The sequence below is a fragment of the Pseudonocardia sulfidoxydans NBRC 16205 genome, assembly GCF_007989085.1.
GTDB classification, from domain to species: domain Bacteria; phylum Actinomycetota; class Actinomycetes; order Mycobacteriales; family Pseudonocardiaceae; genus Pseudonocardia; species Pseudonocardia sulfidoxydans.
This window is the reverse complement of record NZ_BJVJ01000169.1, coordinates 1-1,647: the sequence shown is the minus strand read 5'-3', so window position 1 is coordinate 1,647 and position 1,647 is coordinate 1. Positions and strand designations below refer to the sequence as shown.

At 67.5% G+C, this 1,647-nt stretch carries 2 protein-coding genes; both read left to right on the top strand.

What is annotated here, in order from left to right; all coding sequences use genetic code 11:
• On the top strand, nt 1-242 hold a 242-nt coding region (locus PSU4_RS32075; protein WP_222596464.1), incomplete at its 5' end, for a hypothetical protein.
• A gap of 518 nt (nt 243-760) precedes the next feature.
• Nucleotides 761-997, top strand: a complete 237-nt coding sequence (locus PSU4_RS30825; RefSeq protein ID WP_147116193.1) for a transposase — start codon at nt 761-763, stop codon at nt 995-997.
• Nucleotides 998-1,647: the final 650 nt, after the last annotated feature.

Here is a 1,647-nt window from a genome sequence, read left to right as displayed (position 1 = left end):
AGCGCTGTTCGGCGTGGCTGAGCACGCGGGTAGGGCCACCGCGTGAGTCTCTGCGAGTACCCGCCAAGGAACTCGTAGAACGGCGCCACGAGATGGCCCTGGACCAGTCTGCCCTGCTCGAAGTCCTCGATGCATTCAAGGCCGCTGATGTCGGTGACCGTGTCCGTCAGGCCGCGGACAACGGTCTAGCAGGCCTTGAACGGAATCCCGAAGCGCTGCTGCGGCTGGCCGACCCAGCCTGATCGAGGCGCACGCCGAATGGCAGACCACCGACCGCCGCTACCTCGGCGAGAACACCATGGCCGTGTTGTTCACCCCGTCCTCAGCCACGGACGTAGCCACATCCGAGCTCACGGCATGATCTGACACGGAGAGACCCTCGCAGACGAGCTACACCACCCGAGGGGAGGCGACCTCGGCCGGTGCGCTCTTGCATGTGAGATTGCGCCGGTGTGAGATTGCGCCGGTTCATCTGCGTCCACAGCTCCTGTCCTCGCAAGACCTTCGCCGAGCTGTTCCCGCAGCTGGCCGGCCGCTATCGGCGCAGCACCCATGCGCTGCAGACGATGTTGCGCAGTCTCGGTCTCTCCTCGGTGGCCCTCCCCAGGCCCGCCTGTCCGGCGGGTTGGGCGTGCCCACCTCGCGGATGACGTTGGTGCGCTCGATCGACGCGACGGCGTGCGTAGCGCGCTCGTGCGCGTGCTCGGCATGGAAGACTTCCCTTGCGTCACGGTCACACCTACGGCACCGTGCTATCGACATGGACACCCGCCGCCCGGTCGGGATGTTGCCTGATCGGACCGTCGAGTCGTTCTCGGCGTGGCTGCGCGCGCACCTCGGCACCGCGGTGATCTGCCGTGACCATGCCGGCGGCTACGCCGAAGGCGCCAGAGAGGTGGTGCACCAGGTGCGATCCAAGTCGCCGAACGTTGGCACCTGCTGCACAACCTCAGCGACGCCGCCAACCGTGTCGCCCGCGCCCACCGGGCGTGCCTGAAGGATCCGACCGGGCCGGACGACCACCGATCGGTGGACGCACCGACCTCGAGTAGTCCTTTCCGCGCTCACCATCACAGAGATCGCCGACGACGAACGATTGCAGGACGGCGAGAAACTCAACACCCGACGACGTCAGCCGAGATCCACGAGCTTGTGATACTTCGGGTCCGGCTCAAGTCGATCAGCAGGCCCCCGGGCCTGGACGTGAAGACCGTGCGCGCTACGCCAGAGCCGCGACCCCAGACGAGCTCCTCCCCCCGAACGCCACCCGGGATCCCAGCTCGACGAACGCCTGTCCTTCCTCGCTCAGCGATAGCAGGACGGCTGCGGCACGCCGATCGGCTCACCCGGGAACTGCGCGAACGCGGCGACCGGGGCTCGGAACACTCTGTGCGTCGTCTGCTGCAGACATGGTGCACCGACGACACGACTCCGACCGGCGCGGGCGTCTCGCCCCATCACGCCCTCACCTCGCCAGATCACCGGCTTGATCATGCGACTCGACCACAATCAGGCGACGACGACCGCGCAGGCCTCGCGATCGTCCTCGACCGCTGCCCTGTCCAGGGGTAGGAAAGCCTCCGCCCGCGGGAGCGCATGGCGGCGTCCAAATCTCGGGTGAGCATGCCGGGTCGCGAGCACGTGCTT